Here is a 2,554-nt window from a genome sequence, read left to right on the forward strand (position 1 = left end):
GCATCGACGTGGCCGAGGAACTGGCCCGCCTGCGCGCCCACCTGGACGAACTGACCCGATTGCTCAAGAAGGGCGGCGAGCTGGGCAAGCGGCTGGACTTCCTGATCCAGGAGCTGCACCGCGAAGCCAACACGCTGGGCTCCAAGTCCGCCGCGCTGGAGCTGACCAACATCTCGGTGGAGATGAAGGTGGCCGTGGAGCAGATGCGGGAGCAGGTGCAGAACATTGAGTAGGTTTTTGGGGCGTCCCGCGACGTCTCAAAAAACTCGATAACCTACTGATTCAAAAGGATTTTCCCGTCCAACGTCGTCCCAGGGCGTGCCAGCGAAGCGCGCGAATTCTGTGGGGTTTATTGTGGGGTTTTTCCAGGATGAAGCGCTTTTGGGCCCTCGCCCGAAAAAAAACCCCACAGCTTCATGGAGCAGATGGGACATGGACACACCGCAACGACGAGCGCTCACAGACCGTGAGCTCCGCGCATGGCTCGCCGCCGGCAAGACGGACCGCGGCATCGGCGAAGGACTGACATTCGTCGCCAGCGCCAGCGCGGCCAGCAAAGGAAGAGCCAGCTGGATCCTTCGCTACCGGGTCAACGGGCGCTCCAGAGAGAAGGTCCTCGGTCGCTACCCGGAGCTGTCGCTCAAGGGAGCCCGCGACCGCGCCCGCAAGGACCGCGAGGAGATTGAACGTGGTGTTGACGTCGCCGCGGCGAAGCAGGCCGAGAAGGCGCGCCTGACCGAGGTGCAAACCGTACGCGATCTTGGACAGCTTTGGTGGGCACGCTACATCGAGCCCACCTACAAGCACCCGGATGTCGTCGCCCGGGTTCTTCGCAATCACGTGTACCCAGTCATTGGAGCGCTGACGCCGAAAGACGTCATGCCCATGCACGTCGATCAAGTGCTCCGCCGCATCGTTGCGAACGGCGCGCCGACCGTCGCCAACGACGCATTGCGCTACATGGTTCGCATGTTCAAGATGGCCGTGCGCAACCACTGGGTCGACCGCAACCCGGCCGCTGACTTCGAGCCGGCCGACGCGGGCGGCAAGGAAGCGTCGCGGGATCGGTTCCTGACGCTGGCGGAGATCGAAGAGCTCGCTAGCGCGATGAAGACGACCCCGAACTTCGGGCGGGAGAACGAGTTGGCCGTCTGGCTCTTGCTCGCCTTGTGCGTGCGCAAGATGGAGCTGCTGTCGGCCCGCTGGGAGAGCTTCGACCTTGAGGCAGGGATCTGGACCCTGGACAAGGCCTTCACCAAAACCAAGATGAGCATCCTCATCCCGCTCGCTGACCCCGTCATCGAATGGCTCAAGGAAGCTCGCGTCCTAGCGTCGGGCCGGCCCTACGTGTTCCCGGCGCGTCGCTTGGTTCGTCAGCGCATGGGAAAAGCCTGCGTCAATAGATTTCCACATGTCAGTCCCGACACGCTGAACGTCGCGATGGGCAGGCTCGGGCTGGGGATCGCGCACTTCACGGTCCACGACATGCGGCGAACCGCCAGAACCAACCTCGGTAGGCTTGGCGTGGATCGCTTCGTCGCAGAACGAGCCCTGAACCACAAGCTGAAAGGGATCGAGGGAACCTATGACCGACACGACTACCTCAGCGAGCGCGCGGACGCGTTACGTGTCTGGGCGGCGGCGCTGGCGGCCTTGTCCCGAGGCGAAAAAGTCGCGAACGCTCATGAGCGGGCCGCAAGGAAGTCGCCAACGCCCAACGCGGTCGTCCAACGATGACGCATCCGATGCAATGACCTCGTGAAAGGTCAGTGCATGCCCGGGTTCGGAAGCAGGGGTGAACTGCCCCTGCGTCTCGGAAGGCGCGCGGAGCCGGAACACGCCCAGACCGCACTGCCTGAGGTCCGGCCGTGTGGCCGGGCACTCGCACCCGCCTTTCCGCTACTGCCGCAAAGGGTGTGAGCACGGCCGCTGCTGCTCTTGACCTCCACAGCGGCTTTTCCACCTGAATCCAGCATCGCCGAGATCTGTCGGTGCGCCTAGATTCATTGCAAAGCCAGCGGAGACAGGAAGTGCAGCACCCCTCCCCTACTACGCCCCTACATCCCACGGCCGAGAACCGGCCCGTGGTCATGCTTCGCATGCCGACCGTGCGCAAGCGCACGGCTCTCGGGCGTTCCACCATCTATCGGCTGATGGGAATGGGCTTGTTCCCGTTGGCCGTTCGGCTCGGTCCCCGTGCGGTTGGATGGCGCGACACCGACATCGACCAGTGGCTCCAGCACCGCCCGGACGCCTCCAACTGATCGAACCTAGGCTCAAGACGGGCCTGCCAGCTTCATCGCGAGTCCGAGCACCCACATGCCGAGGACCAACCGCCCCCACTTCCAAGTGGTGAACCAGTAGCGATGGTTCTCAAACAAAGCGCCATGGAGCCGGGACAACGCGCACAGCGCTGCAACGCCGGTCACGACTTGGCCGACGACGCCGGTAGGCACCGCCGCGCGGTGCACCAGCCAGATCCAGCCAAGCGGCCAGACCAGCGCGTCAGCCGCTGCCAGCCAGCGCCGGCCGTACCACTGCGCGGCATCGGGGC

General features: G+C 64.3%; 4 protein-coding genes. 3 read left to right on the top strand and 1 reads right to left on the bottom strand.

Annotation, left to right across the window (positions count from 1 at the left end; all coding sequences use genetic code 11):
• From QZ709_RS00910 to QZ709_RS00920, 3 genes are all read left to right on the top strand, one after another.
• A partial coding sequence (locus tag QZ709_RS00910; protein ID WP_294635488.1) for a DUF1732 domain-containing protein occupies positions 1-233 on the top strand: 233 nt, incomplete at its 5' end.
• A gap of 199 nt (positions 234-432) precedes the next feature.
• Complete coding sequence (locus QZ709_RS00915) at positions 433-1,737, top strand: site-specific integrase (RefSeq protein WP_294635489.1); 1,305 nt, start codon at positions 433-435, stop codon at positions 1,735-1,737.
• A gap of 353 nt (positions 1,738-2,090) precedes the next feature.
• Entirely contained in the window at positions 2,091-2,264 is a 174-nt protein-coding gene (locus QZ709_RS00920) for an AlpA family phage regulatory protein (RefSeq protein WP_294635491.1), read from the top strand.
• Positions 2,265-2,276: 12 nt separating this feature from the next.
• On the opposite strand, the gene QZ709_RS00925 is transcribed toward QZ709_RS00920, so the two are convergent.
• Positions 2,277-2,554, bottom strand: a 278-nt coding sequence (locus QZ709_RS00925) for a hypothetical protein (protein ID WP_294635490.1), incomplete at its 5' end; no start/stop codon positions are given.

It is taken from the genome of uncultured Aquabacterium sp. (assembly GCF_913773725.1).
Lineage (GTDB): Bacteria > Pseudomonadota > Gammaproteobacteria > Burkholderiales > Burkholderiaceae_C > Aquabacterium.

Coding starts and splice junctions, on each gene's coding strand:
- QZ709_RS00915 (WP_294635489.1), top strand. CDS start 433: ATGGACACACCGCAACGACGAGCGCTCACAGACCGTGAGCTCCGCGCA.
- QZ709_RS00920 (WP_294635491.1), top strand. CDS start 2,091: ATGCTTCGCATGCCGACCGTGCGCAAGCGCACGGCTCTCGGGCGTTCC.